Raw genomic sequence first — 639 nt, 5'->3', positions numbered from 1 at the left:
TATGCTCGTAGTTTAGGCTGGAGTGCTCAGAATAGCGGAGAGCTGATCGGTATCATGACAATTTTTCAAGTGATAGGGGCGCTGGGGGCTCCTGCACTCTCATCGAATCGCCTAGACCGACGCCCGTGGTTGTTTTTTGCAGTGGGCATTCAGATTATTGGATTCATGGGGTTATTGCTGATGCCAAAAGGGATGCTGATCCTTTGGGTCGCTATGATAGGTTGTGGCCTCGGCGCCTTCTTCTCACTAACACTGACTGTGGCACTTGATCACTTATCTTCAGCTAGTCTGGCTGGGGCGCTGACCGCATTTGTACAAGGCATTGGCTTTATTATTAGCGCGATCATTCCTTATATAGCAGGGGTGTTGCGTGAGTGGACGGGTAGTTTTCAGGCATCGTGGCTGATGCTTATTGTTACGCTTATAGGTATGCTCATGGTCACGATAAAATTTGCACCTGCAGGTTATGCCAAGGCAATAAACTTGCCTAATATTTGAAGATGCTCATAAGGCTAATACCACAGTGGACGCCTGCTATCTTTTCGGAACTTTTGTCTATTTTTTTAGTAAAAATAGATTTTGACGGAAATAAGGTTGATGATTCGCCATATCCAATAAATAAAGCGGGTAATGTCATTC

At 45.2% G+C, this 639-nt stretch carries 1 pseudogene; it reads left to right on the top strand.

Annotated features, from left to right (window positions below):
• A pseudogene (locus tag JMY06_RS11720) lies at positions 1-498 on the top strand (MFS transporter); the annotation flags it as partial.
• Positions 499-639: the final 141 nt, after the last annotated feature.

Source organism: Psychrobacter urativorans, assembly GCF_904846675.1.
GTDB classification, from domain to species: Bacteria; Pseudomonadota; Gammaproteobacteria; order Pseudomonadales; family Moraxellaceae; genus Psychrobacter; species Psychrobacter urativorans_B.
This window is presented reverse-complemented; position numbering and strand designations above follow the sequence as displayed.